General features: G+C 67.1%; 2 protein-coding genes. One reads left to right on the forward strand and one right to left on the reverse strand.

Annotated features, from left to right (window positions below):
* Nucleotides 1-182, reverse strand: a 182-nt coding sequence (locus A5652_RS23695; protein ID WP_156745167.1) for a TetR/AcrR family transcriptional regulator, incomplete at its 3' end; no start/stop codon positions are given.
* A 128-nt stretch (nt 183-310) separates the two neighbouring features.
* Here A5652_RS23695 and A5652_RS23700 point away from each other — a divergent pair.
* Nucleotides 311-635: TetR/AcrR family transcriptional regulator (locus tag A5652_RS23700; RefSeq protein WP_156745516.1), on the forward strand; the 325-nt coding region annotated here is incomplete at its 3' end.

Below are 635 nucleotides of genomic sequence, written 5' to 3' on the forward strand. Positions count from 1 at the left end.
GACTTGTTCGGGAAGTAGTTGTAGAGGCTTGCACTGGTCACATTCGCGGTGCGGGCGATCTCACGAATCGTTGCCCGCGCGTACCCCGCCGCGGCCACGCACCGCATGGTGGCGACGATGATCCGCTGGCGAGTCTTTTCGCCACTGGCACCGACCGGCCGCCCGCGCTGCGTCCGAATCACGGTGCTGCCTCCACTGATCGCATCCCGTCCGCCGACCGATGGCGCCGACGAATTGAATATAATCGGACGATCGATTTGTTGTTGGCGCGGAGGTGCCCGGTGCGTGACCGACAAACCCCCGAGGCACCATGACTGTCACTCCGCCGCAACTGGGCCGCCCGGTGGGCGCCGACGGCGAGCAGACCCGGGCGCGAATCATCGCCGCGGCGATGCGCTGTGTCGGTGAGGCGGGCTATACCCGCGCGACGATTCGGGAGATCGCCCGAACCGCGGAGATGACCAGTGCAAGCCTCTACAACTACTTCCCGAACAAGTCAGAACTGTTGAAGGCCGCGGTGGCGGCGCGGACCGATGTCGCGGTCCCGCGACTGCGTCAGGCGGCCGCCCGCCCGGGCAGCGCGATCGCGCGACTAGAAGCGGTCCTCGACGAATCGGGCCGGCTGATGCGCGAGT

It is taken from the genome of Mycobacterium sp. 1165178.9, from assembly GCF_001673555.1.
In the GTDB taxonomy this organism is placed as follows: domain Bacteria; phylum Actinomycetota; class Actinomycetes; order Mycobacteriales; family Mycobacteriaceae; genus Mycobacterium.